The organism is Lancefieldella parvula DSM 20469 (assembly GCF_000024225.1).
GTDB classification, from domain to species: Bacteria; Actinomycetota; Coriobacteriia; order Coriobacteriales; family Atopobiaceae; genus Lancefieldella; species Lancefieldella parvula.
Window position 1 is genome coordinate 835,272 of sequence record NC_013203.1, and the last position, 25,046, is coordinate 860,317.

The 25,046-nt window shown below is 42.2% G+C and carries 27 protein-coding genes; 14 read left to right on the forward strand and 13 right to left on the reverse strand.

Translation table 11 applies throughout. From position 1 onward, the window contains the following. The first annotated feature begins 31 nt into the window (after positions 1–31). The 12 genes from APAR_RS03880 (at position 32) to APAR_RS03935 (ending at position 10,539) form a co-directional block, all read left to right on the forward strand. Complete coding sequence (locus tag APAR_RS03880; RefSeq protein ID WP_012808839.1) at positions 32–448, forward strand: FHA domain-containing protein; 417 nt, start codon at positions 32–34, stop codon at positions 446–448. A gap of 17 nt (positions 449–465) precedes the next feature. Further along, the gene (locus tag APAR_RS03885; RefSeq protein WP_012808840.1) at positions 466–1,329 is read left to right on the forward strand and encodes a MerR family transcriptional regulator; all 864 of its coding nucleotides are present in this window, start codon (positions 466–468) and stop codon (positions 1,327–1,329) included. A gap of 52 nt (positions 1,330–1,381) precedes the next feature. Further along, positions 1,382–1,915, forward strand: a complete 534-nt coding sequence (locus APAR_RS03890; protein ID WP_012808841.1) for an adenine phosphoribosyltransferase — start codon at positions 1,382–1,384, stop codon at positions 1,913–1,915. A 392-nt stretch (positions 1,916–2,307) separates the two neighbouring features. Beyond that, on the forward strand, positions 2,308–3,504 hold the full coding sequence (locus tag APAR_RS03895) for a coiled-coil domain-containing protein (RefSeq protein WP_012808842.1): 1,197 nt from the start codon (positions 2,308–2,310) through the stop codon (positions 3,502–3,504). A gap of 129 nt (positions 3,505–3,633) precedes the next feature. Continuing rightward, complete coding sequence (locus APAR_RS03900; protein ID WP_012808843.1) at positions 3,634–5,220, forward strand: ClC family H(+)/Cl(-) exchange transporter; 1,587 nt, start codon at positions 3,634–3,636, stop codon at positions 5,218–5,220. A gap of 644 nt (positions 5,221–5,864) precedes the next feature. Next, on the forward strand, positions 5,865–6,626 hold the full coding sequence (locus APAR_RS03905; RefSeq protein ID WP_012808844.1) for a class I SAM-dependent methyltransferase: 762 nt from the start codon (positions 5,865–5,867) through the stop codon (positions 6,624–6,626). Positions 6,627–6,673: 47 nt separating this feature from the next. Continuing rightward, positions 6,674–7,246, forward strand: coding sequence for a GrpB family protein (locus tag APAR_RS03910; protein WP_012808845.1), 573 nt, complete (start codon positions 6,674–6,676; stop codon positions 7,244–7,246). A gap of 42 nt (positions 7,247–7,288) precedes the next feature. Continuing rightward, the gene (locus APAR_RS03915; RefSeq protein ID WP_012808846.1) at positions 7,289–7,672 is read left to right on the forward strand and encodes a VOC family protein; all 384 of its coding nucleotides are present in this window, start codon (positions 7,289–7,291) and stop codon (positions 7,670–7,672) included. Between the two features lie 29 nt (positions 7,673–7,701). Further along, positions 7,702–8,298 (forward strand): class I SAM-dependent methyltransferase, encoded by a 597-nt coding sequence (locus APAR_RS03920; RefSeq protein WP_012808847.1) that lies wholly within the window; start codon positions 7,702–7,704, stop codon positions 8,296–8,298. A gap of 77 nt (positions 8,299–8,375) precedes the next feature. Next, positions 8,376–9,218 (forward strand): class I SAM-dependent methyltransferase, encoded by an 843-nt coding sequence (locus tag APAR_RS03925; protein WP_012808848.1) that lies wholly within the window; start codon positions 8,376–8,378, stop codon positions 9,216–9,218. Positions 9,219–9,253: 35 nt separating this feature from the next. Next, complete coding sequence (locus tag APAR_RS03930) at positions 9,254–9,781, forward strand: GNAT family N-acetyltransferase (protein WP_012808849.1); 528 nt, start codon at positions 9,254–9,256, stop codon at positions 9,779–9,781. An 89-nt stretch (positions 9,782–9,870) separates the two neighbouring features. After that, positions 9,871–10,539 (forward strand): DNA alkylation repair protein, encoded by a 669-nt coding sequence (locus tag APAR_RS03935; RefSeq protein WP_012808850.1) that lies wholly within the window; start codon positions 9,871–9,873, stop codon positions 10,537–10,539. 104 nt (positions 10,540–10,643) lie between these two features. Here the strand turns inward: APAR_RS03935 and APAR_RS03940 are convergent, their stop codons facing one another. The 5 genes from APAR_RS03940 to APAR_RS03960 form a co-directional block, all read right to left on the reverse strand. Further along, positions 10,644–11,594, reverse strand: a complete 951-nt coding sequence (locus tag APAR_RS03940; RefSeq protein WP_012808851.1) for an NAD(P)/FAD-dependent oxidoreductase — start codon at positions 11,592–11,594, stop codon at positions 10,644–10,646. A 163-nt stretch (positions 11,595–11,757) separates the two neighbouring features. Further along, positions 11,758–13,074, reverse strand: coding sequence for an NCS2 family permease (locus APAR_RS03945; protein WP_012808852.1), 1,317 nt, complete (start codon positions 13,072–13,074; stop codon positions 11,758–11,760). Positions 13,075–13,143: 69 nt separating this feature from the next. Further along, the gene (dut, locus tag APAR_RS03950) at positions 13,144–13,593 is read right to left on the reverse strand and encodes a dUTP diphosphatase (RefSeq protein ID WP_012808853.1); all 450 of its coding nucleotides are present in this window, start codon (positions 13,591–13,593) and stop codon (positions 13,144–13,146) included. After that, a complete protein-coding gene (gene nrdR, locus APAR_RS03955; protein WP_012808854.1) occupies positions 13,593–14,039 on the reverse strand; it encodes a transcriptional regulator NrdR in 447 nt (148 codons plus the stop codon). The genes dut and nrdR overlap by 1 nt, the downstream gene beginning before the upstream one ends. 97 nt (positions 14,040–14,136) lie before the next feature. Continuing rightward, positions 14,137–14,583, reverse strand: coding sequence for a LysM peptidoglycan-binding domain-containing protein (locus APAR_RS03960; protein WP_012808855.1), 447 nt, complete (start codon positions 14,581–14,583; stop codon positions 14,137–14,139). Between the two features lie 186 nt (positions 14,584–14,769). On the opposite strand from APAR_RS03960, the gene lexA reads away from it, so the two are divergent. After that, complete coding sequence (gene lexA, locus APAR_RS03965) at positions 14,770–15,423, forward strand: transcriptional repressor LexA (RefSeq protein WP_012808856.1); 654 nt, start codon at positions 14,770–14,772, stop codon at positions 15,421–15,423. Between the two features lie 82 nt (positions 15,424–15,505). Continuing rightward, a complete protein-coding gene (locus APAR_RS03970) occupies positions 15,506–16,195 on the forward strand; it encodes a heparan-alpha-glucosaminide N-acetyltransferase domain-containing protein (RefSeq protein ID WP_245526071.1) in 690 nt (229 codons plus the stop codon). Here the strand turns inward: APAR_RS03970 and hflX are convergent. From hflX to recA, 8 genes are all read right to left on the reverse strand, one after another. Then, positions 16,166–17,479 carry a GTPase HflX gene (hflX, locus tag APAR_RS03975; RefSeq protein WP_012808858.1) on the reverse strand — a complete coding sequence of 438 codons (1,314 nt, stop codon included), beginning with the start codon at positions 17,477–17,479 and terminating at the stop codon, positions 16,166–16,168. The two genes, APAR_RS03970 and hflX, sit on opposite strands and share 30 nt — an antisense overlap. Positions 17,480–17,559: 80 nt before the next feature. Next, positions 17,560–18,498: a tRNA (adenosine(37)-N6)-dimethylallyltransferase MiaA gene (miaA, locus tag APAR_RS03980; protein WP_012808859.1), complete on the reverse strand. Its 939-nt coding sequence runs from the start codon at positions 18,496–18,498 to the stop codon at positions 17,560–17,562. After that, positions 18,495–19,862 (reverse strand): tRNA (N6-isopentenyl adenosine(37)-C2)-methylthiotransferase MiaB, encoded by a 1,368-nt coding sequence (miaB, locus tag APAR_RS03985; RefSeq protein WP_012808860.1) that lies wholly within the window; start codon positions 19,860–19,862, stop codon positions 18,495–18,497. The genes miaA and miaB overlap by 4 nt, the downstream gene beginning before the upstream one ends. Before the next feature lie 2 nt (positions 19,863–19,864). Then, on the reverse strand, positions 19,865–20,188 hold the full coding sequence (locus APAR_RS03990; protein ID WP_012808861.1) for a stage V sporulation protein S: 324 nt from the start codon (positions 20,186–20,188) through the stop codon (positions 19,865–19,867). A gap of 27 nt (positions 20,189–20,215) precedes the next feature. Then, positions 20,216–21,301, reverse strand: a complete 1,086-nt coding sequence (locus tag APAR_RS03995; protein WP_012808862.1) for an ATP-binding protein — start codon at positions 21,299–21,301, stop codon at positions 20,216–20,218. 3 nt (positions 21,302–21,304) lie between these two features. Next, positions 21,305–22,858 (reverse strand): ribonuclease Y, encoded by a 1,554-nt coding sequence (gene rny, locus APAR_RS04000; protein WP_012808863.1) that lies wholly within the window; start codon positions 22,856–22,858, stop codon positions 21,305–21,307. A gap of 283 nt (positions 22,859–23,141) precedes the next feature. Beyond that, positions 23,142–23,816 (reverse strand): regulatory protein RecX, encoded by a 675-nt coding sequence (locus APAR_RS04005; RefSeq protein ID WP_012808864.1) that lies wholly within the window; start codon positions 23,814–23,816, stop codon positions 23,142–23,144. Beyond that, a complete protein-coding gene (recA, locus tag APAR_RS04010; RefSeq protein ID WP_012808865.1) occupies positions 23,816–24,904 on the reverse strand; it encodes a recombinase RecA in 1,089 nt (362 codons plus the stop codon). The genes APAR_RS04005 and recA overlap by 1 nt, the downstream gene beginning before the upstream one ends. Positions 24,905–25,046 lie beyond the last annotated feature (142 nt).

Here is a 25,046-nt window from a genome sequence, read left to right on the forward strand (position 1 = left end):
ATTATCTTGTAACCAAAATTAAGGAGAAACTATGTCAACTGACGACATCAAACAGCAGTCACCAGACTCGACAGAGATTTTCCGCATGCCATCAGCTGACGCTACGGTTCCAGACCTCATGGCTCAACAAAAGCCATCTCATCCTGTCCTTACCATTGTTAAGGGACCACAGACTGGTCAAACTTTTGAGCTTAATCTTCCACAGATTTCTCTTGGTAGAGATCCAAAGAGCAGCGTTTTCTTAAATGACATGACGGTATCCAGAAATCATGCCACTATTGATCTTTCTAACCTTTCCCTTGGTTACGCAACTATTGAAGACCTCGATTCTCTCAATGGTACTTGGGTTGATGGTGCCATTATCAATAAAGCTACGCTACGCGATGGTTCAACCATTCAGATTGGCACGTTCCGTATGGTCTTTCATACCAGTAGAGTTTCAGCTTAAAGTTAAAGGATAACTTTATGGCTGATTCAAGCTTTCTTACCATCGGTAAAGTAGTCAAGAAATTACAGACACTCTATCCAGACTTGAGTGTTTCTAAAGTCAGATACCTACAAAATGAGGGCTTAATTACCCCCATTAGGACCGCTGGTGGCTATCGTTTGTATTCTCAAAATGACGTTAAACGCCTTGAGACCATTCTGTATTTGCAGAAAAATCGCTTTATGCCGCTCTCCGTCATTAAAGAAGAACTTGATAGACAAGATAAAAACCTTGAAGCTGAACTACAAGTCCATGATCAAGCTGTTGAAGCCACTAACACTGAGGCTCAAGCTACACCAGAAGCTCAAGGTTCTTCTCGCGAGGTTCAATCACCACTTGATGGAAAACAAGTTTCCCAAGCAATTCTTGGCGCAACACATGCTGACGCTATTGTTGTTCCTGTGGATGACCCTGAAATTGTCCAGAAATATCACGCCATTGATCGCATTCCAGAAATTGTGGGATGCTCTGTAGGATTTGTTCGTCAGCTTTCCGAAGCAGGCGTTATTACCCTTAAACGATCTCCACATGGTAGAGACCTTGTAGACGGCAAAGATCTTACGTTGATTCGCCTTTGTAGTGATCTTCGTCACTTTGGTTTTGAGCCTAAAAACCTGCGACAATACGTTATGGCTGCAAACCGAGAGTCTAGTATGTTTGCTAAATCACTTGTCGTATATGCCAAAAAAGGTGGGGGAGTTGAAGTTGACTATACTGATGAAACTCGTCAGAAGTTTATGGCAGCTCTAACCCGCATGTTAGGCCTTACTAATGCAATTAGAAATGAACTTATCACTAAATTAGTTCGTGAATCTTTTAAGGATATGCGCCTAGACGAGTAATCTAGGTGTATATAACTATTCATTAATTTTTGATTTTGAATGTGAGGACACTGTGTCTACGTATGATTATGAGAGTCATATCATTAGCATTCCTGATTATCCAGAGCCAGGTGTTATCTTTAAAGATGTAACTCCACTTTTTAAAGACCCTGAGTGCTTCCACGCAGTTGTCGATGACATTGCAGAGCACTTTGCAGATGCAGGAATTACAAAGGTTATTGGTGCTGAGGCTCGTGGTTTTCTTGTTGGAACCCCTGTAGCCTACAGACTAGGTGCAGGCTTTGTTCCTGCTCGTAAGCCTGGCAAGCTACCTCGTGAGGTGTACGCTCAAGCTTATGATCTTGAGTACGGTACTAGTGAGCTTCAAATTCATACTGACGCACTTACCCCCGACGACGTAGTTCTTATTGCTGATGATCTTGTTGCTACTGGCGGTACCTGTGTTGCTTGTGCTCAACTTGCCGAGAAGGCCGGTGCAAAAGTAGCTGGTTTTGCATTTGCACTTGAGCTTTGCTATCTTCACCCAAGAGAAATTATTGGTAAATGCTTTGATCAAGAGGTCTACACCCTTATTAAGGTTCAATAAGCATAATTGCTTACATCAAACTCACTTTAGGCTGGCAAGATTGTATGCTTGTCAGCCTTTTATTTTGTATACATAAGCATTTTGTTAATTAAAGTAAACTTGTTTGCAATGCATAGATTTTCTCCATAATCGCAGGTCAAAGTTAAATTTATGCAATGTTATTTACTTATCACACGTTAAATAGCTGCGTAAATGTTCTTTCAAGTTTGTATGAAATACCATTTTCGGGGTAAACTATTCAAATACTCAATAGGGTAGCTTCCTGTCAACATGGGTTTCTCGCTAAGAAATCGGCAAATTGACTTTGATTTTTTATCAAATGAGCTATCCTAGATGACAAAGCAAAGCAACACGTAGCCCAATTGTTTTCGTGCTTTGCGGAAGGAGCTTATATGTCACAGCGCCGATCTTTCACAAGACGAGACGCTCTCTTATTTGCAGGTCTTGGTGTAGCTGCTACGCTGCTTACTCCAGCTAGGCTATTCGCAGACCCACAAAGCGATCTTGAGGCCGCATCTGCCCAGTTAGACTCACTTGGTGCAGCTCTTGCAGAAGCCATGGATAACCTTAACGAGAAAACCTATGCACTTGACGCTACCAACAACAAGATTGGTGAAGTTCAAGAGCAGATTGCAGAAACCACAAACCAGCTCAATCAGCAGCGCCTGGTCCTTTCTGCAGCAATGAGGAGTGCTTATAAAGCAGGCCCACAGGAAACTTTGGACTTCCTCCTTGGAGCATCAAGCCCAGAGGACTTTGTCAGCCGTGTCTATTATATGGACCGCACTAGCAAGCAAGAGGCTGACTCCATTAATACGGTTAAGACTCTTGGCGATCAACTTCAGGCTCAGCAGCTTGAGCTTCAAGCCGAGCAAGAGAATCTCCAAGCTCAGGTCGCAGAAATGAAAACAACCGCAGATGGTCTTCAAAGCCAAGTTGCGGAAGCTAAGGCTTACTATGACTCTCTTGATGCAGAGGTAAAAGCACAGCTTGCCGCTCAAGAGGCTGCATCAGCAAATAACAACGTTGCTTATGCAATTGAGACTGTTACTCGTGAGAACCCCTCTAACAGCTCTGAGTCCAACGATAGCCCCTCTAACAGTTCAAATTCAAACTCCAGCTCTTCGAGCTCTAGCAACTCCAGTAGCAGTTCTAACTCTGGTAGTGGCTCTAACTCTAGTAGTGGGTCTGGTTCAGGCAGCGGATCACACTCCAGCGGTGGTGGCGGTGGTTATCCAGCCGCAGGCGGCGGCGTTGCCACTGCTTATGCTTGCATTGGCTATCCATACGTTTGGGGTGGAGCTTCTCCTGCTTCTGGCTTTGACTGCGGTGGTCTGGTCTATTACTGCTTCCTTGGTTATCGCAAAGGTACTGCAGGAACCATTGGACGCGCCATTCGTGCTGCTGGTAACTGGCACGATTCCATGGATGAGCTCAATTATGGTGACATCATCTTTACCCGTGCAGGCTACGAGCATGTTGGAATCTATATCGGCGGTGGTCGCATGATTCATGCAGCCAACGAGTCTGTCGGCGTCATCGAGGGTCCTGTTTACGCTTGCTATGGTGGAGGACCATTCTCTGGCTAATCATAGTTGGGTACGCGCCCTCAACTACGTACAAATTTTGTACAAATTTTAACTATACGCACGTAAAGTCGTACAATATCCAAGTACGCTTTACGTGCTTTTTTCAACCATTAACCGCTAGGGGAGATTGTGGCGTTTCATCTCAAACATAAGACAAACGTTATTGAGCGTCACTTTTCTCGAAGATTCCAGGTAGCACTCATTGGAGAAGGCCTACTTGTTGGCCTTATGGGTGGTGGCGTAGTAACACTGTATCGGCTTTGTCTCTCTTTCGCTGAAGTACAAATGCGCTCCATTACCCAATCAATTGCAGGTAATTGGCCTTATATGGCTCTTTGGTTTGGCATCCTGCTCATTCTTATGATAGCCGTCTGCTTGCTCATGAAATTTGAGCCCTATACGTCCGGCTCCGGAATTCCTCAGACCAATGCTGAAGTCATGGGGTCTGCCGATATGCCCTGGTATCGAGTTCTTCCCGTCAAGTTTATCCAAGGCGTTCTGGTTGCCTTTGGCGGACTGTCTATGGGTCGAGAAGGTCCATCAGTCCAGTTAGGCGCTGTTTCCGGTAAAGCAGTCTCCAAGCTCCTCAAGCGCAAAAGGGGAGAAGAACGTCTTCTAGTTACCTGTGGTGCTGCTGCGGGCATGTCTGCTGCTTTTCATGCGCCTCTTACCGGCACACTCTTTGCTATCGAAGAGATCCAGAAAGAATTTCATGCTCCATTGATTATCTCGGCAATGACCGCCTCAGTAGGCGCTGACTTTCTTGTATCAAACGTCCTTGGAATGAAGCCAGTACTTCAGCTTCCATACGTAGCACCGCTGCCGCACGTTGATTACGCCTTTGTACTTTTTGTAGGTGTTATCTGCGGCTTATTGGGTGCACTTCACAATAAGGGAATGTTCTTTGCACAGAGGCTTTACAAAAAAATTACCAAATTTGTGCCTTTCTCGAGGCTTATTATTCCTTTTATGCTTGCAGGAATTATGGCGTTTACCTGGCCAGATCTCCTTTGTGGCGGCGATGCCATTATCGAGAAAATCAAAGAGCCAGCAGCGCTTACTGAGCTCATGGTAATAGTGCTTTTACTGGGCAAATATTTCTTTACTACAACATGTTTTGCTGCAGGAACTCCTGGTGGAACGCTCTTTCCAATGGTTGTTATGGGAACACTTGTTGGAACACTGTTTGCCCTGGTAGCTACCCATATTTTTGGTATCCCAATGGCGTATGCGCCAAATTTTATTGCCATGGGTGTCGCAGGAATATTTGCCGGGGCAGTGAGAGCTCCTGTTACCGGGGTAGTGCTCATTTTTGAGCTTACAGGTTCTCTTGAAGCCCTTATGGCTATGTCTGCAGTTGCAATTGTGTCCTATGTAACCGCAAATATCCTGCGTGTTGACCCATTCTACGAGCACTTACTTGCAGAATTCTTAGCTTCGCAGCAAGGGGAGTCTAAACCAACGCTAGATTTTGGCGAGAAAATCCTTCATGAATTTACTATTGGCCAAGGAAGCCTTATTGAAGGCAAGCTGCTGCAAGACATCCCATGGCCAGACAAAGTTAGAATTGTAACTATTGATCGCGCGGGTTTGGAAATTATTCCAACTGGACAAACAGAACTGATGGCTCTCGACAAGATTCTTGTTATTTATGATGAGATATATGAAAGTGATGTCATTCTTAAACTAAATGTCATGACTGATTCGTCGGTGTAATACTCGTTACTGGCACAGCGTATGTAAATACGAAGGAGAGGGGCTCAAAATCCTTCTCCTTTTCTTCCAATTCATTAGTTTACATAATATCGATTATCAGACTTTTATATACTATTATATAAATAGTATCAACTGCAATAGTATACAGAGCCTCAATCACATTATTATTACCCAGAAAATGAGCCTCTGAGAGCCTTTCTAAGCCACGATATTAATTGCTTATGAGTAATTACACCTACAGCTCCAGAAACTATACTTGATGCCATGATAAATTTGATGATTTTTCAATTTGATAAGTTGGCGACAATACTGAATCTTTTATTTATAAAATGGTTTTCTTTGTCTATCTCTCTTAAATTTATTTTAAAACTAATCAATTTTTTATAGTTATACTTATTGATAAATCGTCTTGAAATAATTTAATAACAAGAGCTTTATATATTCAATGTTGTGATAATACAAAAATTACACAGCTTAACGCTTCATTGTATGTTTTAACCTTTTACTCCCCTTTTATATATAAAATAAGCAATCTACCTGCATAAATATAATAAATAAGCAGGTAGATTAGGTAAAAATTGTTCTATACAGTCAAACAATATACAATAATTGTATGTCATAAAATCATGGTCTTAAGGAAACCTATGGAAAAACAGGCACTTCTCACCCAATGGCTACATGAACAAGAAATCGCTCATATCAAAGGATGGGATTTCTCTCACATTAGGGACAGATATAAAGAAGAGGATGATCTTCCGTGGGACTTTGGAAGTATCATCAAATCCTATCTACACGATACTGATTATCTATTAGATATGGAAACGGGCGGCGGAGAATTTCTTTTGTCTTTTCTTGCCAATCCTGAACATACTGCAGCAATCGAAGGCTATGCGCCAAACATCAAACTATGCGAAGAAAGACTTCTTCCTTTAGGGATAGATTTTAAGGCAGCTGACGGAGGAGATGAGCTTCCGTTTGAAGATGATTACTTCGATCTTGTTACCAACAGGCACGGTAAATACAACATACAAGAACTAAAAAGAATTCTTAAAAGTGGAGGTATATTTCTTACGCAACAAGTTGGCGCTGAGAATGATAGAGACCTAGTAGAGCTTCTACTAGGCAATGTCGAGCTTCCCTTTCCTAAAGCTTATTTGAGTATTGCCAGACAGGAATTCATAGACAATGGATTTGACATTATTGAGGAAGCTGAAGCCTATAGACCGATAGAATTTTATGATGTAGGTGCTCTCGTTTGGTTTGCAAGAATCATTGACTGGGAATTCCCGTACTTTGAAGTCAAAAAATACCAAGAGAATCTCTTTAAAGCTCAGAAAATTATTGAGCAAGATGGCGTAATCAAGGGAAAAATTCATCGATACTACTTTGTGGCGAGGAAAAAGTAATATATCAAGACAAAATTAGGAGACTATCAAAGAAGGAAAAGAAACCTATGAAAGTAGAAAAAGAACTATCAGAAATGTCTCTGAACGAATTATGGGAACTTTTCCCAATATTTCTTGTCGAACACAATGACAAATGGGATGCATTTTATAGTGAAATGGAAGCCAAGCTACAATATATTTTACCTCAACACTCTATAAAAAGGATTAGTCATATTGGTAGTACCGCAGTTCCTGGAATATGGGCAAAAGATATAGTCGACGTTCTTGTTGAAATTTCAACGGATTCTAATATCGAATGTATTGCGCAACTTATCGAGCGCAGTGGACTTCTGCGAATGTCAACGGAAGATCGCAGAATATCTTTGAACTCTGGTTATACTAAAAATGGGTTTGCCGATAAGGTCTTTCACATTCATCTCCGATATGTCGGAGATAACGATGAACTGTATTTTCGAGATTACCTGAAAGACCATCCACAGATTGCAAAAGAATACGAAACGTTGAAATTGGGTTTATGGAAACAATTTGAACACAATAGAGATGCTTATACAGAAGCTAAAACAAAATTCATCAGAAAATGGACTGCTATAGCAAAGAGTGACTACGCTGGGCGTTATTGACTAGAAGAACAAAATGCAGCTATAGATTTTTCGGAGACAGCCATGAGAATTGAACATATCGCACTGTATGTAAATGACCTAGAGGGCGCTCGACGGTTTTTTGTGAAGTACTTTGGGGCAACACCTAACGACGGCTATCATAATCCTCAAACGGATTTTCGCTCATATTTTCTCTCCTTTGATAACGGCGCACGACTTGAAATCATGAACAAACCGGAAATGCCAGACTTGCCCAAAGAACTCAACCGCACAGGATATGCCCATATTGCTTTCAGTGTAGGAAGTAAAGAAAAGGTAGATGCTCTCACTGCAGAGTTGAAGGCAGACAACTATAAAGTCATCAGCGGACCAAGGACAACCGGAGATGGCTATTATGAAAGTTGCATTGTTGCCATTGAACAGAATCAAATTGAAATTACGGTTTAACTAAAAAATTTGAATAGATAATATTGGATATGAAAAAAACAATTTGGGATTGGTATGCCCCGTTCTATCGCCAATCCATGCTTCCTGATAAAAAAGCATATCAATGGATGTACGATCGTATCTCACACGTTGTAAAAGACAAAACTGTTCTTGAAATTGCAACTGGACCAGGACTTATAGCAAAACATATTGCCTCTGTAGCAAAGAGCATTACTGCGACAGATTATTCTGCTGATATGATTAAAGAGGCTCAAAAGGATACATATCCAGAAAACCTTACCTTTGAAATTGCTGATGCTACTTGTCTCCCCTATGCAAACCAGTCTTTTGACGTTGTTGTTATTGCAAATGCGCTGCACATCATGGAACACTCGGACAAAGCCTTACAAGAGATAAGACGTGTCTTAAAAAATGGAGGCATGCTAATTGCTCCAAACTTTGTCAATCATACTGAAGTTAATACGTTCTGGAAATCTTTTCTAAAAATCGTCGGTGTTAGTTTTGAACACCATTGGACAGAAGATACTTATCCTCAGTATCTTGAATCACAAGGGTGGAAAATAGAGTTTTCTAAAACTATCGTAGCTAGACTCCCTCTATGTTATGTCGAATGCAGTCAAAAATAATACAAACCACTTATAAATAATGTATTCTTTTAATTAATTATATCAATCAAATGCATGTTCTCTCAAAAGGACTCACCGTGGATGACAAGCTACAGATACGGCCCGGAACGGCGCAAGAAACGCTCATCATTCCGCTTTATGCCCGAAAGAAATGTGGCGACAAGTTTCCTGAACTCTACGCAGATCCTGCAGCAACAGAAATTTGTGACAGGCTGGACTATGATTTTTCAAAACTCAATAAGAAATATGACACAGCGTTCTATGAATTTGGCGCACTTGAAGGTGCCATGCGACAGCTCGACATGATGTATGAAATAAACGATTACCTCAGAAACCATCCAAATGCCTCAATCGTATGTCTTGGGTGTGGACTCGATCTTGACACCAGGAGATGTGGAAACCAACAAAACAAAATATTCAATGTGGACTTCCCAGATGTTATTGCCATGCGAGAAGAACTGGCAGGTACCGATCAAAGGGAAACCAACATTGTCTCCGATTTGACGGATCTCTCTTGGATGGATCAAGTTGATGCACGCAATGGCGCTGTTTTTTACGCAGCAGGTGTCTTTCACTATTTGAAAAAAGAAGATGTCAAAGCCATTGTCTTAAAAATGACTGAGCTTTTTCCTGGATGTAGACTCGTCTTTGATGCGGTTGGAACTTTAGGCTACAAACTCATGATGAGAGTCATCCTAAAAAAGCATGGAATGAATGATTTTGGCAATCTGTTTTACACCAACAATGCTGTAAAAGATCTCTCCTCCTGGGCAGATAAGATTTCCGTTTCATCCAAAGGATACATGCTGGGTTATTACGATATGAAATTACCAAGTATCAAAGGCATTCATCGTCTTCTGGCAAACATGGGAGACAATATAATGCACATGCAGATTGTTAAGATAGAATTGCTGTATTAAAAGGAATAGAAAGCTTAACAGGCTCAGGGAGTTACATGAATATCACCCTTATAAAACCAAGCGAGAAAACCAAAGCACAGCTCTTTGACATGCTTGAAGAATGGACACAAGACATCGAGTCAAACCATACAAACTCTTCTCCTCGAAGAATATTTCTGTATGACTATCATAATTTCGAACAGTATCTAAATTTCTTAGAAACCAAAGAAGAAACCTCAGACGGAAGAGTTCCTAGTACGACCCTCTTTTGTTTTGACTTTGACAGAAATATCTTTGTTGGCGCAGTTGATATCCGTCATTATCTTAATGATGGTCTTCTTTTAAGTGGTGGACACATTGGAGATGGTATCCGTCCAAGTGAGAGAAGAAAGGGATATGCAACGGCAATGATTGCTCTTGCGCTCAAAGAATGCAAAAAATTAGGGATTGACCGTGTTTTAATGTGTTGCCGTAAAGATAATATTGGCTCGGCAAAGTCCATTATTAATAACGGTGGGATCTTAGAAAATGAAGTCTTTGATGAGGATGGCATTCTCACTCAAAGATATTGGATTACTCTTTAAAGGTGCTTCTCACTTGTCTACGAGGCTTGATATACGTTGAAAAGGATTTATATATATCCATATTTCCACATGAAACAAAGGAGAGCCTAATGATTCAGGATGAGCTCTTTGCACTTCAAGATACAGAATATGCCGCTTTTCAAAGTAAACTCATGCCCAATGTACCGAGAGAATTAATCATTGGTGTACGCGTACCTCAACTCAGAAAGTTTGCCAAAAAACTTGGGAAAAGCAAAGAAGCTCAAGAGTTTCTTCTCGCCCTCCCGCATGCCTACTATGACGAAAACATGCTACATAGCCTACTTGTTTCCGAGATTAAAGACTTTGACGACTGTATTTCAGCAATTGATGCATTTCTTCCTTATGTCGATAACTGGGCCGTGTGTGACATCTTGTCGCCGCAGGTTTTCAAAAAGAATCGCACACAACTTTTAACTGAAATTCCAAGGTGGACATCTTCTAGCCACGTATATACCTGTCGCTTTGGTATAGAGATGCTTATGACTCATTTTCTGGATGAAGATTTTGACTCAAAATACCTTGAGATTCCTGCGCAAATTCACTCAGACGAATACTACGTTAACATGATGATTGCTTGGTTCTTTGCAACGGCTCTGGCCAAACAGTGGGATTCTACACTACCCTATCTTGAAACCAAAAAGCTGGACACGTGGGTGTTTAATAAAACGATTCAAAAAGCATGTGAAAGCTATCGAATTACTAAAGAACAAAAAATTTATCTTAGAAGTTTGAAATAATACTTTGAAAATAGCTGATATGGCTTTTTAGTAGTCTATCTAAATATTTAGGGGATCGAATAGCTCGATCCCCTATCAAATATCTATAAATATGAAATAAAAATTTATCCTTCGACAGGCTGTCCAAGATATGACGCTACAGAAGTTGCAGCAATAGCTCCATCTGCAGCAGCGGTAATAATCTGTCGTAGTGGCTTCTTATTAAGGTCCCCTGCAGTAAAGAGACCAGGTGTTTTGGTAGCCATACGCTCATCAGCAAGAACATACCCCTGCTCGTCAAGGTCTACAAGGTCTGTTAGAAGCTCAGTTGAAGGTACGCGACCTACCAAAACAAAGACACCAAAGCTACCCTCATCGAAGGTCTCTGTAGTCTCTTCTCCCGTCTGGTTATTGCGGAAGGTTATAGAAGTAAGTAAATCATTACCATCAACTGCAGTAATGCTGGTTAGATAACGAATCTCTGTCTTAGGATTCTCCTCAAACTGCTTAATTGCAGTAGCGTTTGCTCTTAGATGATCTTTACGAACGATAAGAGTTACTTTGTCAGCAAAACGAGCTAGGAACTGAGACTCCTCCACAGCGGTATTGCCACCACCAATAACAAATACCTGCTTACCACGATAGAACATGCCATCACAAGTAGCGCAGTAAGAAACACCCTTGCCGGTAAATTTCTCTTCGTTAGTAAATCCAGCATGACGAGGATTAGCACCGCCTGAAACAATGACGGCCTTTGCGTGATAGATGCCTTCAGAAGTCTCTAACACAAAAAGATTAGTCTCTGGGTCCTTAACGATCGAAAGGACATTAGCCATAACAATCTCTGCGCCGAGGTCTGTAGCCTGCTTCTGAAGAGTATCTGTAATAGTGAAGCCATCAGTGTTTGGCATGCCAGGATAATTCTCAACCTCAGTTGTAGTGATAACCTGACCACCAACGGCCTGTTTCTCTAAAACAACGGTATCGAGAAGAGCGCGTTTTGCATAAATTGCAGCTGAAAGTCCTGCAGGACCACCACCTACAATAACAAGGTCTTTAGTAATAACGTCTGCCATGATTGGCTCCAATCGTATAAATCGTGACTGGCCTTGTTATACCCTACTGGCGACAATCATTATCAGTTATCTCTTAAAAATAAATTGTACACAATCTATTCATAGATAAAGAAGGAGGCATGCCAAAACCTCACCTTGGACACGCCTCCTCTAGTATTAAAAACTAATTAGCAATGATGAAGTAAGCAACAAACGCAAGAGTTGCAACCCACATCAGAGGCTTAACCTTCTTAACGTTACCGGTTACAAGAGCAACGACAACATAGAAGATGAAACCAAAACCAATGCCGTCAGAAATTGAATAAGTCATTGGAATACCAGCAATAACCATGAAAGCTGGAAAACCTTCGAGAAGATCGTTCCAATCAATCTCAGTGACCTCGGACATCATCAGGAAGCCAACGAGGACTAATGCTCCGCAGGTAGCTGCAGAGCTGACGATAGAAATAAGAGGCGCAATAAACGCTGCTGAAATAAAGAGCAGACCGGTAAAGATAGAAGAAAGACCAGTACGACCACCATCAGCAGCACCAGATGCAGACTCAATAAAGGTGGTAATAGAAGAAGCACCAAAGAGACCACCCGCAGCAGCTGCAGCGGAATCAACAATAAGGATCTGCTTGATGTCTTTGACATTGCCATCCTCTGTGAGGAAGTCTCCCTGCTTAGCAATAGCCATAGCAGAACCCATGGTGTCAAAGAAGTCTGACATCATCAAAGAGAACGCAAATACAAGAAGAACTGGAGTTGTCAGAGCCTTAACAATACCCATGACACCAGCTTCATCGGTCAAGAATGGTGCACCAAAAGTAGAAAAATCAAGACCAGAAACAATGCCTGTAGGGCTTGCAGTAACACCAAGAGGAATACCAGCAAGTACTGCAAGAATAATACCGATAAGCAGAGAACCCTTAACACGAGCAGAGTAAAGAACAACTGTTGCAACGATAGAAATTACACCAACAATAAAGGATGGAGAGAAAATATTGCCAAGAGCAACAAGTGTAGACTCATTTGCGACGATAATACCGCTGTTCTTGAGACCAATCATGGCAATAAAAAGACCTAGGCCAACTGAAATTGCGTGGCGTAGGTTTACAGGAATTGCATCCATGATGGCTTCACGAAGACCGCAAAGAACTAGAAGCAGAATAGCAACGCCTTCAATAAAGATTACTGCCATTGATGCGTGCCAATCTCCACCTGTAATTGGAGTTAGAGAAAAAGCAACAACAGCATTTACACCCATACCAGATGCGCAAGCAAGTGGGCGGTTAGAGAAAAGACCCATCAAAATGGTCATAATGCCGCCGCCAAGACAGGTAGCAGTAATGGCCGCTGAAATTGGAACTCCTGCAGCAGCAAGAAGAGCTGGGTTTACTGCAATGATATATGCCATTGCAAGGAATGTAGTAATTCCAGCCCTAAACTCTTGAGCGGGATTGCTACCACGCTCAGCTATCTTAAAGAACTTCTCCATTAAGCTCTTCCTTCCTAAAGAGACTTTTCTTTATGCAAGCGCTGCAGCGCTTATCGCAAAATTAAAAAATTATTGAACGCCGCTTGAGCCAAATCCGCCAGTACCACGATCAGTCTGATCAAGTTCATCAACCTCAATAAGTTCTACAACAGGAACTTGTTGAATCACAAGCTGTGCAATACGCTCGCCACGCTCAATATGAATAGTTTCTTTACTATCAAGGTTAATGGCACAGACCTTAAGTTCACCACGATAATGAGCATCGATAAGACCTGGAGTATTTGCCATAGAAAGGCCCTTCTTAAAGGCAAGTCCACTTCTGGGCTGAACAAATCCTGCATAGCCATCAGGAATTGCAATAGCTAGACCAGTAGAAATAAGTTTGCGCTCAAAAGGAGCAAGATCAACATCTTCGGCACTTCTAAGATCTAATCCAGCGTCTCCTGTATAAGCATACGAAGGAAGTTCAACGGTAGGATCAAGGCGTTTAATAGATAACTGGATGTCAAAATTGCTCATTAATTAAGGCTCCTTAACTCTGCGCTAAATTCATCAACATCTTTGAAGTCTCTATAGACAGAAGCAAACCTAATGTATGCAACCTTATCAAGCATAACGAGGTTTTTAAGCACAATGCTTCCAAGGTCTTCAGATTTAATCTCGTATTGACCTTTATCTCTAATCTGAGACTCAATTCCATCAATAAAGTGATCAAGAGAGGCAACAGAGATATCTCTCTTTACTGTTGCAGCTACAAGACCTCTCATAAGTTTCTGCCTATCAAAAGGCTCCTTGTGACCGTCCTTCTTTACAACGGTGATAGGAATCTCTTCTAAGCGCTCATAAGTTGTAAAACGAAACTTACAGGACATGCATTCGCGACGCCTTCTAATAGCATCGTTATTCTCAGATGAACGAGAATCAATAACCTTTGACTCTTCGTGACCGCATTTTGGACAACGCATGGAATCCCCTTTTTTCGTATAAAAGGAAGATACCATTTTACGCAGGTATTGAGTGTTATCAACACAGAATTCCGAGAGAAATTTACATAAATATTTACTATTTAGACACAGATGGGATCTCTAAGGTTTGTCCAACTCTTAAAAGAGAAGTATCAAGATTATTTCTTTCCCTAATCCAATTAACTTGCTGCTCTGTAGAAACGCCTTCAATTGGATTATTCTCTGCAATTGACCACAGCGTATCACTGCTTTGAACGGTAATTGTTTCTGAAGCACTATCCATTACAGAGGTTGCAAATGAATTAATAGCAGTTGTACGAAGAAAAGAAACTGCAAACATAAAAACAAAAGATGCAGTAACAATGAGACCAGCAATAAATGACTCTTTGCTTGTTAATGTCTTTATATAAGAAACTTCTTTACGCTGAGGTACAACAAAGCCCTTCTTTGCTCCACCCTCAATAACCTTAAAGGCAGATCTATAAGAAGCAAGTGCTGAAGTTCCACTAACTTGATACATCTTTGACTGGTACATACGCCTCATATCATTTCCTTCCGTAACAGTTTTTACGGAACTAGTTATATCTAATACACCGGACAAAAAGTCATGTACGAACGTTTGTACTAATAATATTTAGTACATTTGTTCGTGTCAAGAAGAAAATAGAACATTCGTTTGATTATTTTTTAGAACACGTGTATTATTATGAAAAAGAAAAAGGAGGCTCATATGCCAAAAGGCAAACTTAGCAAGCGTCAAGCAGCAATTTATGACTATATCTGTTCCTACACAGATCAGCATGGCTATCCCCCTTCAGTAAGAGAAATTGGTACTGCAGTTAACCTTGCGTCTCCTTCAACAGTGCACATGCATCTCAAAGTTCTTGAGCAGTTCGGACTTATTGATAGAGATCCAAAGAAGCCTCGTACTATGAAGATTGTTTCTCAAGCTTCTAACGCCTCTGATACAGCAAAACTTGCCCCAGTGACTCAAGATGTAGCTAATAACGTTATCAGCCTTCCTCTTGTTGGACGTGTTGCTGCAGGTACGCCCATTCTTGCCGAGCAAAACGTTGAAGAGTCGCTATCTCTTCCAACAAGTATTGTTGGAGATTCAAGCTCCTTTATTCTTCGTGTACGCGGAGAATCAATGATTAACGCTGGCATTTTTGATGGTGACTATATTGTTGTCAAAGAGCAGCAAGATGCTCATGATGGAGAAATTGTTGTCGCTCTCATTGATGACTCTGCAACGGTTAAAACGTTTTACAGAGAAAATGATCGCATTCGTCTCCAGCCAGAAAATGATTTTATGGAGCCAATCTACGTAAAAAATCCCGTTATTTTAGGTAGAGTTACTGCACTTATTAGGTCAATTTCATAGTCATAGTATGGGTGTGAAATTAGAAGAATCCAAAGGTAGGGTAACGTTCTTTGATACTATTCGAGGACTCTCGGTAGTTTCAATGATTCTATTTCACTTTACCTATGATTTGTTCTTCATTTCACATATCAAACTTACTTGGTTTACTCCATTACTCATGCAAATCTGGATTCCATCAATTTCTTATCCTTTTATTTTTATCGCTGGTTGCATGTGTGCTTTTTCAAAGAACTCTTTTAAGCGTGCAGGGGTATACAGTCTTGTTGCTCTTGCGATATTCACAGCTACCACCTTTGCAAAAGTTGATACACCTATTACTTTTGGTATTTTCTTTTGCATGGCGTCATGTACCCTTGTAGAAGCTCTTATTTCACGCTTTATTGTTATGCCAAAAGGATATGCAGCGGCAATTCTTTTTCTTTTAATTTTTGTTATTTGCATTCCAATTTCTGCTGGACACATTGGTGTAGGCAACATGATTTTCTCGTTACCTAAAGAGCTGTATCAAACACCGTATTTAGCCTGGGCTGGATTTCCTTCTCCAACTTTTTCATCAGGAGATTACTATCCGCTACTCCCCTATTTGTTCTTGTATTTAAGCGGCGCTGCTTTTAATAGACAATTCAAAGAAGGGGGCTATCCTGACTGGATGAAAACGTTTTCCCTTCCCTTAGTAACAGAAATGGGAAAACATTCGCTTCTCATTTATATTTTGCATCAACCAATTTTGCTGCTTATTGCCTTATTCATCAGTCAAAATATTGTCCTCTGATATAACATAAGGCTCTAAAAGTGCCTGCATATAGGTGTCAGCTTTAACTGATAGTAAAAGTCCCTCAGCAACATATTGCTCATGTAAAAGTTGACATCTCTCGTGAACTGATTTAACAAGAGCACCCTTATTAAATGGAATAAGAGCACTAACAACCTTATCACCGGTACTAGCTATCTCTTGAATTTTGTGGAGAAGACCATTAATGCCTGTGCCTTTCTGAGCAGAAATAAACACAGCATCTGGATAAAGCGCCTTAAGCATTTGAAGTTCTTGCTCAGAGAGAAGATCAACCTTGTTTAATACAAGAACCTGATCGCTTTTATCGGCTTCGATATCTTTCAAGATACTACGAACAACTGCAATTTCTTTAGAAAGATTCTTATCTGTTGCATCAGCAACCAACAGCAAAAGATCTGCCTCCTGAGCCTCTATCAGCGTAGATTTAAAAGACTCAATCAGATTTGTTGGAAGCTTTTGAATAAATCCAACGGTATCTGTAAGAACAATTTTTCTACCCTCATCAAGAGATAATGCCCTGGTAGTTGGATCAAGTGTTGCAAAGAGTTCATCTTTTGCATATACATCTGCACCAGTTAGCTGATTCAGAAGCGTAGATTTACCTGCATTGGTATAACCAACAAGTGAAACGCTGAAAGTGCCAGAATTCCATCTAGACTTAGACTGAATTTCTCGCCTTTGGCCAAGCTGTTTAAGCTCATTTTTAAGAGTTGAAATGCGCTTTCTTATAAGACGACGGTCAACCTCAAGCTGACTTTCACCCTGACCAAAACGACTACCAATACCACCGCGGGTTTGCTCTCCCACAAGATGACTCCACATGCCACGAAGCCTTGGAAGTACGTACTGGAGCTGAGCAAGCTGTACCTGAAGTCGCCCTTCTTTAGTGCGAGCGTGAATACCAAAGATATCAAGAATAAGTGCTGTACGGTCAATAACTTTAACCGGTTCACCAAGCAGTTTCTCTAAATTAGATTGCTGAGAAGGTGTAAGTTCATCATCAAAAATGACCACATCAGCATCAGTGTTTTTCACAAGAGAAACAAGCTCTTCTGTTTTACCTTTACCAATAAATGTCTTAGGCACAGGGGCATCAAGTTTCTGCGTAATACGCATAAAGACTTCAGCGCCATCAGTTTGCGTCAGTCGTTCCAACTCGTCCATTGATTCTTCAAGTGACCAATCGCTTTTACCGTGATCAACGCCTACAAGAATTGCGCGTTCGACTTTTGGAGCAGTTGAAAATGGAACAAATCGACCCATAAACTCCCTATCTAAGACAAGGTAAATACGTTAGATTTTGATGCATCCTACTGGCATTGTACGTCAGAATGCTGCGCAACCTACTGGCATTGTACGTCAGAATGCTGCGCAATAATCATTTTAAGTGCATCTTCAGGTGTAAGTTGATCCATATCAAGCCACCTGACTCGACCATCGCGTTTAAGCCAAGAAATCTGCCGCTTAGCATACTGTCTGGTGTGCTGCTTAATAAGCTCACACGTTTGCTCAAGTGATTGCTCTCCTGCAAAGTACGCAAAGAACTCTTTGTAGCCAATTGCCTGGCCAGCTGTGCAATGCTCAGATAAACCAGTCTCAATAAGGCACTGAACCTCTTCAACAAGTCCTTGTTTAAACATAAGGTCAACTCGGAAGTTGATTCGCTCATACAGCCGCTGACGATCCATCGTAAGACCCCATATCTGAGCGTCAAAATACGGTGTATGAGCCTTTAGTCCCTTATGATGAATAGCATACGACTTGCCCTCTTCCAAGAGCTCTAAAGCCCTTACAATACGTCGTACGTTATTTGGGTGAATGAGCTCTGCGCTTGCTGCATCTTTTGAAGCGAGAAAATCGTGCAAGCCCTCTGCACCCAGTTCTTCTGCAAGCTTTTCATATCGAGTTCTTACTGGAGACTCAATTGATCCAGAAGGAAACTCCATCTGATCAATAATTGAATCAAGGTAGAGGCCTGTTCCACCACAAAATACGGGGGTTTTACCAGCATCAATGAGCTTATGAGCTTCTGCGCGAGCTGCCATCTGAAACATCTGAACAGAGTATTCTTCTGAGATGTTGGCACAATCTACCATCAGAAGAGGAACTTCTCGCTCCTCAATAGGAGTTTTAGCAGTACCGATATTCATGCCACAGTAGATCTGCATTGCGTCAACAGAAATGACAGAAGTCTCAAGCTGCTTAGCTACCAGCTCAGACAAGGAGCTTTTGCCCGAAGCCGTAGGACCTACAATGCAGATAACTGAGCCATGAGAGCTCATCGTGGATCAGACTCCATGGTTCCACGCAGGTACCAAGTACGAGCCTCATCAATATGGACATCAACAATTTTTCCGATAAGGTCTTTTGACGTGTAGCCTTCTGGCAAATTGAAGTGAACTGTTTGGTTCTTCTCGCTATGTCCCACCATAACGGTATCGTCACGTTTAGAAGTTCCCTCAACAAGAACTGCCTGTGTAGTATTCAGATCTACCTGGTTAGCTTCATGTGCCTGCTGAGCAACGAGCTCTGCAAGTCTGTCAAAGCGCTCTTGGATGACCTCATGAGGCGTATTGTCCTCATATTTTGCTGCAGGAGTTCCTGGACGCTTAGAGTAAATAAAGGTGTACGCAGAAGAGTAACCGGCTTCTTTGACCAAAGAAAGCGTTTCCTCAAAGTCTTCTTCAGTCTCTCCTGGGAAGCCAACAATAATATCAGTTGAAAGCGCTAGTCCTGGAATAGCCGCGCGAAGACGAGAAACTACATCAAGATACTCTTCTCGCGTATAGCTGCGGTTCATCTTCTTGAGAACACGCGTAGATCCGCTTTGAACCGCAAGATGAAGATGAGGCATGACAGCTGGTGTTTCCTTCATAGCTGCAATAGTCTCATCAGTAAGGTCTTTTGGATTTGACGAGGTAAAACGAATACGCTCAACACCCGTCTGACCAACAGCGCGTAAAAGCTCTGCAAAACGAGGCTTGCCATAGAGGTCACGGCCATAAGAGTTAACGTTTTGACCAAGAAGAGTAATCTCACGAACGCCATCCGCAACAAGACGCTCGCATTCACCAATGACGGCCTCAAAGGTTCGGCTGCGCTCACGACCACGAACGTAAGGAACAATGCAATACGTGCAAAAATTGTTGCAGCCGGTCATAATAGGCACCCAAGCATGATACTGCTGAGCGCGGTTACTTGGCAGGTCTGTGGAGAAGCCTTTGCCCTCCTCAGAAATATCTACGGCCACACGGTCATTCTCGCCCCTAAATGCGCTGGTGAGAAGTGCTGGCAAACTTGCAAGCGCACTGGTACCAAACACAACGTCAACAGCTGGGACCTTTTCGCGGAGCTTCTCACCATCGCGCTGCGCAATGCAACCACCAATAGCAACAATACGCTTGCCGGATGGAGGCGTTGGAGCACTGACCATTGCAGAAGCCTGTCCGTAGAGTCGCTGATCAGCGTTCTCACGAACGCTACAGGTCATGAAAATGACAATATCAGCGTCATCGGTATCTGAAACCTCATTACAGCCGCAAGCCTCAAGCAGACCAGAAACACGTTCTGTATCGTGAAGGTTCATCTGGCAGCCAAAAGTTTTAATGTGATATGTTTTTCCTACGAGCTCGGAATTTTCAATCATGCTTAAAGTACCTCATCATACTCAGTGGGACTAACCGCTGGTGCCTGCGCCTCAGGAGCAGACAGTGTGTGGACATAAACGGCAATTTTAATTGCAGTTCTACTCTCCCCTGCAATTTCAATATCAGAAAAAGTTGGAGCACAAGTAATATCCAGGCCACAAGGAATCAGAAAACCACGCGCAATAGCAATAGCCTTAATGCCCTGGTTAACTGCGCCAGCTCCAATACATTGAAGCATTACAGGCTCATTATCTTTAACTAGTCCCGCAATAGCTCCTGCTACAGAAGCTGGTGAAGACTTACTTGAAACTTTAAGCAAACCCATGAGTGCTCCAATTATTGTGCGTTTGTTCTACTCTTGCGACTCAATATCAAAAGTCACAACAATTTTATTTTTACTTACACGAACACGAGGCTCAGTTGTCAAAGAAACATAGTATTTCTCGGACAGCTCAGAAAAACTCTGCTCCATTTTTCGAGAAAAGCTGCTGATATCAGCTTTGCTCATCTTGAGACCACGATGATCTTTCATCAAATCAACTTCGCGAGAAACTCCATCAGTCTCAACAGAATGACTAACTTGTGCATACACACTACGTAAAGGCTTAATCTGCTCAGCAATAATTCTGTGAGCGGTTCTATCTGACATTGAAAGACCAAGAGTCTTACAAACCTCAGAAAGTTCTGTTGCATCTGACGCAGCCCTAAAGCGCTCAAGAACAGGAACATTTTCAAAGCCTTCAACAAACAAAAGGTCAGCAATATCAAGAGTCTGAGCAATCCTACGACGCGCAGTTGCCGCAATCTCTGCAGCAGAGCCCAGCATTACCTCGCATGAACCTTTGACCTCAAGAGCAAAGTCACAGCAGGTACGAATAATGTTGTGAGGACCTTTTACGGTTGTCTTAAGTCCATCCTCATTTAAACCACAAACTGGCCAAGTAGATTGATCTACTCGCTCAGAAATTTTAGTGGTATCCACCACAACCTGAATAACCGAACCAAGTCCAGGAGCTGAAGACAAAACTTGAGCAAACTCACAGTTTTCTTTGATTGAATAAAGAGCCATACCTCGACCATGGATTCCCCAGCGGTCCATGTGCATACTCTCAAGCTTTGAAGTAACGCGAGCTTCAAAGATCTTCTCTTGCATATCTTTTGGAATACCTTGGCCATCATCAAGTATGGTGATGGTTCTAAGTGCACCCTCTTTTGACGTTGCAACATAAATGTGACGGGCACCAGCATCACGAGAATTTCTTAAGAGCTCGATAACAATATCTTCTACAGAACGAATATCGTGCTTTGCCTGTCTACGCTCAGCTTCCGCTACACGTAAACGAACGAACCCCGCGCCGAGAGATTCCTCGACACGGAGTGCGCGCTCGCCTCCCATGGAGGCGACAAAACCTGTTAAATCAGTAGAAAAGACTGCCATGGATTATTTAGCTACATCTACGGCACGAGACTCACGAATAACAACAACGCGAACCTGTCCTGGATATTCCATCTCATCCTCAATTTGCTTAGCAATATCATGAGCAAGAACAGTTGCCTCGGAATCACTAATCATTTGAGGCTCAACCATTACATGAAGCTCACGGCCAGCCTGCATTGCGTAAGTACGCTCAACGCCCTCATGAGCATTAGAGATTGCCTCAAGCTTCTCTAGACGCTTAATGTAGTTTTCAGCGGACTCACGACGAGCACCAGGACGAGCAGCAGAAATTGCATCTGCGGCCATGACAAGCATGTCAAGAACGGTGTTTGGCTCAATATCTGCGTGGTGAGCTTCAATTGCATGAACAATCTCTGGACGCTCACCATAACGACGAGCAAGATCTGCACCAATTACAGCGTGTGGACCTTCGACTTCGTGATCGATTGCCTTACCAAGGTCATGGAGAAGACCGGCCCGCTTTGCTGGAGCAGGTTCAAGACCAAGCTCTTCAGCCATAATGCCACAAAGTACTGCAACCTGAACTGAGTGGGCAAGAACATTCTGACCATAAGAAGTGCGGTAACGAAGCTTACCAAGCGTCTTAACAATCTCTGGATGTAGATCATGAATACCACAATCAAATGCGGCCTGCTCACCAGCCTCAAGAACACGCTCGTTAACGAGGGCTTCAGCTTTCTTATAGAGCTCCTCAATACGTGCAGGATGAATACGACCATCTGCAATAAGATTCTCAAGAGCAACGCGAGCAGTCTCACGACGGACGGGGTCAAAACTGGAAAGAACAACAGTCTCTGGAGTGTCATCAATAACAAGAGAAACACCAGATACTTGCTCAAAAGTACGAATGTTGCGGCCTTCGCGTCCAATAATCCTACCCTTTAAATCATCGGATGGAATATGAACAGAAGTAACGGTAATCTCAGAAGCCTGATCTGCAGCAACACGCTGAATGGCAGTAGAAATAATCTCACGAGCAGTTTTATCTGCCTGTGCACGAACGCGCTGCTCAGACTCACGAAGAATCATTGCCTCATCACGAACGCTTTCTGAACGAACACGAGCTAGAAGCTCATCATGAGCTTCGTCTTTTGTAAGAGCTGCAATGCGCTCAAGCTCTTGAGATTGCTGAGACACAAGAGAGTCTAAATCGTTCTTACGACGATCAAGCTGACCTTGAAGACTAGAAAGTTGATGCTCACGCTTTTCTAATGCGTCGGTACGGTGATCAAGAGATTCTTCACGCTGAAGAATACGATTCTCCATGCTGCGAAGCTCGCTCTTGCGCTTCTTCTCGTCTGCCTCTGCTGCCTGCTTAAGCTGAAGAACCTCTTCTTTAGCCTCAAGAACAGCTTCCTTTTTAACTGTTTCTGCCTGGCGAGTTGCTTCAGAAGCAATACGATCTGCATTAGTCTGAGCATCTTTTAACTGCTGCTCTGCAGTTTTAATCTTTGAATTACTGATGTTAGAGAGCACGCCGTATGCAAGGCCTACTCCCACAAGAAGGCAAACAATGCCAACTCCTGCTAATTCCATACCTACTCCTCAAATGGCGATTACAAAAGTGTTCAGGAGACTTTAGACAAAACAGTATCTAAAGAACCCGCCATGAGCAGGATTCATTGGCTGGTCATGCCACATGCAGAGATAGATCATGTATATGAGATACCTACTGTATACGTGACGCTGGTTGCCCAGCGGAAATGAGCCTATTCATGGCATGTTTATCGTATAGAGCATTGTGGCTTTTGTCAATAAATAGCAGGTAGGAAAAGTAAAACACACCAATACAACAGACTTATAAACTAAGCAAATACAATTACTTAGATGTGGCGTTTTCATCTAAGATTTTTTTAGCAACTAATGAAGCTATAGAAAATGAATATCCCCTTGCAGCAAGAAACCTCACAAGTTTCTCATAATCATTTTTTCCAGACAGGTGTTTTCTTTGGGCTAGAGAATACGCAACTTCAATTTCATCCACATCAGAAAAATAAGAATCAGGCCACCCAGAAAGCTTCTCAACTTCAATTCCTTTTTTTGAAATCTCGGTTTTAATTTTAAGAGGACCCCATCCTTGCGAAATTTTAGATCGTATATAGACATCTGCAAAACGACTGTCATTAACTAAGCCAACTTCAACAGCTCTCTGTACTGCAGCGTCTCTTACATTCTTCTGATAACCATCGAGCATGAGTTTTTTCTGAAGCTCAGCTGTAGAGTAATCCCTTTTTACAATCAAAGTCTCAATGCGAGCTTTAATGCACTGCGTTGAAATCTCTTTTAACTCATACAAAAACTCATTACGAGAAGAAGGCGTAAAAACACCATCTTTCTCTTTGCCCTGAAGAACGCGGGCTACTGTTGGAGGGACAAAGAATTCCTCCGTCCCTCCAACTTCAGTTTCTAAAATTATCTTTGCCTTAGGCTTTGCCTGGCCTAGAACTGCTTGTTTCTTTTGTGGAGGCTCAATTGTCCAAGAAATTTCTGACATTATTCAGCAGAATCTTCCGTTGCAACTGGAGTACCAACTTCAGAATCCTCATCGAATACAAGGCCACAAGCAACTCGTACTTTATGATCAATCTCTTCCATGAGATCTGGATTGGCAGTAAGGAAAGATTTAGCTGCTTCTCTACCTTGGCCAAGACGCTCTCCCTCATAGGTAAACCAAGCACCAGACTTGTTAACAATCTCAAAGTCAACAGCCATATCAAGAATAGAGCCTTCTTTAGAGATGCCCTGGCCGTACATAATGTCAAACTCAGCAACCTTAAAAGGTGGAGCAACCTTATTCTTTACAACCTTAACGCGAACACGGTTACCAACGTTTTCTCCGTTGACCTTAATGCTGTCAACGCGGCGAATATCCATACGAACAGTGGAGAAGAATTTAAGAGCCCTACCACCAGAAGTAGTCTCTGGACTTCCAAACATAACACCAATCTTCTCTCTAAGTTGGTTAATGAAAATACAAAGAGTATTAGACTTTGAAAGAGAACCAGCTAATTTACGAAGAGCTTGACTCATAAGACGTGCCTGAAGACCAACGCTAGAATCGCCTATTTCTCCCTCAATCTCTGCACGAGGAACAAGGGCAGCAACGGAGTCTACGACTACAACGTCAATGGCACCTGAACGAACAAGCATGTCACAAATTTCCAAAGCCTGCTCACCAGTATCTGGCTGAGAAATAAGAACGTCATCAATATCAACGCCAATACGAGCTGCATAGCCTGGGTCTAGTGCGTGCTCCGCGTCAATAAAAGCTACGACGCCACCTAATGCCTGGGCTTCTGCAAGAATTTCTAGTGAAAGAGTTGTCTTACCAGAAGACTCTGGGCCATAAATCTCTACGATACGACCACGAGGAACACCACCAATACCCAGTGCTGCATCAAGAGCAAGTGAGCCAGTTGGAATAGCCTGAATATCAAAGGCAGGACCACCCTCACCTAAACGCATAATGGCGCCTGCACCAAATTTTTTCTCGATTTCCGCTGTGGTTGAAGAGATAACCTCATCCCTCTCATCACCAGTGGTACGAGCCTTAATCTCTTTTGAAACTGACTTTTTAGCCATGGGCACTCCTTGCTCTTTTTGTTACTAAAATAATATAAGAACAGACGTTCTATGTCAACGTCAAACATATAGTCTATAGAGGGAATTTATCTGAAATCTTACTTATATTTTTCTGCTTTTGAGCAACAAATTTCTTCTGAAT

Coding starts and splice junctions, on each gene's coding strand:
- recA (WP_012808865.1), bottom strand. CDS start 24,904: ATGGCTAAAAAGTCAGTTTCAAAAGAGATTAAGGCTCGTACCACTGGT.
- APAR_RS03935 (WP_012808850.1), top strand. CDS start 9,871: ATGATTCAGGATGAGCTCTTTGCACTTCAAGATACAGAATATGCCGCT.
- APAR_RS03880 (WP_012808839.1), top strand. CDS start 32: ATGTCAACTGACGACATCAAACAGCAGTCACCAGACTCGACAGAGATT.
- APAR_RS03895 (WP_012808842.1), top strand. CDS start 2,308: ATGTCACAGCGCCGATCTTTCACAAGACGAGACGCTCTCTTATTTGCA.
- miaB (WP_012808860.1), bottom strand. CDS start 19,862: ATGATTGAAAATTCCGAGCTCGTAGGAAAAACATATCACATTAAAACT.
- nrdR (WP_012808854.1), bottom strand. CDS start 14,039: ATGCGTTGTCCAAAATGCGGTCACGAAGAGTCAAAGGTTATTGATTCT.
- lexA (WP_012808856.1), top strand. CDS start 14,770: ATGCCAAAAGGCAAACTTAGCAAGCGTCAAGCAGCAATTTATGACTAT.
- APAR_RS03920 (WP_012808847.1), top strand. CDS start 7,702: ATGAAAAAAACAATTTGGGATTGGTATGCCCCGTTCTATCGCCAATCC.
- APAR_RS03970 (WP_245526071.1), top strand. CDS start 15,506: ATGATTCTATTTCACTTTACCTATGATTTGTTCTTCATTTCACATATC.
- dut (WP_012808853.1), bottom strand. CDS start 13,593: ATGAGCAATTTTGACATCCAGTTATCTATTAAACGCCTTGATCCTACC.
- APAR_RS03960 (WP_012808855.1), bottom strand. CDS start 14,583: ATGAGGCGTATGTACCAGTCAAAGATGTATCAAGTTAGTGGAACTTCA.
- APAR_RS03930 (WP_012808849.1), top strand. CDS start 9,254: ATGAATATCACCCTTATAAAACCAAGCGAGAAAACCAAAGCACAGCTC.
- APAR_RS03910 (WP_012808845.1), top strand. CDS start 6,674: ATGAAAGTAGAAAAAGAACTATCAGAAATGTCTCTGAACGAATTATGG.
- APAR_RS03940 (WP_012808851.1), bottom strand. CDS start 11,594: ATGGCAGACGTTATTACTAAAGACCTTGTTATTGTAGGTGGTGGTCCT.
- APAR_RS03915 (WP_012808846.1), top strand. CDS start 7,289: ATGAGAATTGAACATATCGCACTGTATGTAAATGACCTAGAGGGCGCT.
- APAR_RS03905 (WP_012808844.1), top strand. CDS start 5,865: ATGGAAAAACAGGCACTTCTCACCCAATGGCTACATGAACAAGAAATC.
- hflX (WP_012808858.1), bottom strand. CDS start 17,479: ATGGGTCGATTTGTTCCATTTTCAACTGCTCCAAAAGTCGAACGCGCA.
- APAR_RS03995 (WP_012808862.1), bottom strand. CDS start 21,301: ATGGCAGTCTTTTCTACTGATTTAACAGGTTTTGTCGCCTCCATGGGA.
- APAR_RS04005 (WP_012808864.1), bottom strand. CDS start 23,816: ATGTCAGAAATTTCTTGGACAATTGAGCCTCCACAAAAGAAACAAGCA.
- APAR_RS03990 (WP_012808861.1), bottom strand. CDS start 20,188: ATGGGTTTGCTTAAAGTTTCAAGTAAGTCTTCACCAGCTTCTGTAGCA.
- rny (WP_012808863.1), bottom strand. CDS start 22,858: ATGGAATTAGCAGGAGTTGGCATTGTTTGCCTTCTTGTGGGAGTAGGC.
- APAR_RS03885 (WP_012808840.1), top strand. CDS start 466: ATGGCTGATTCAAGCTTTCTTACCATCGGTAAAGTAGTCAAGAAATTA.
- miaA (WP_012808859.1), bottom strand. CDS start 18,498: ATGAGCTCTCATGGCTCAGTTATCTGCATTGTAGGTCCTACGGCTTCG.
- APAR_RS03945 (WP_012808852.1), bottom strand. CDS start 13,074: ATGGAGAAGTTCTTTAAGATAGCTGAGCGTGGTAGCAATCCCGCTCAA.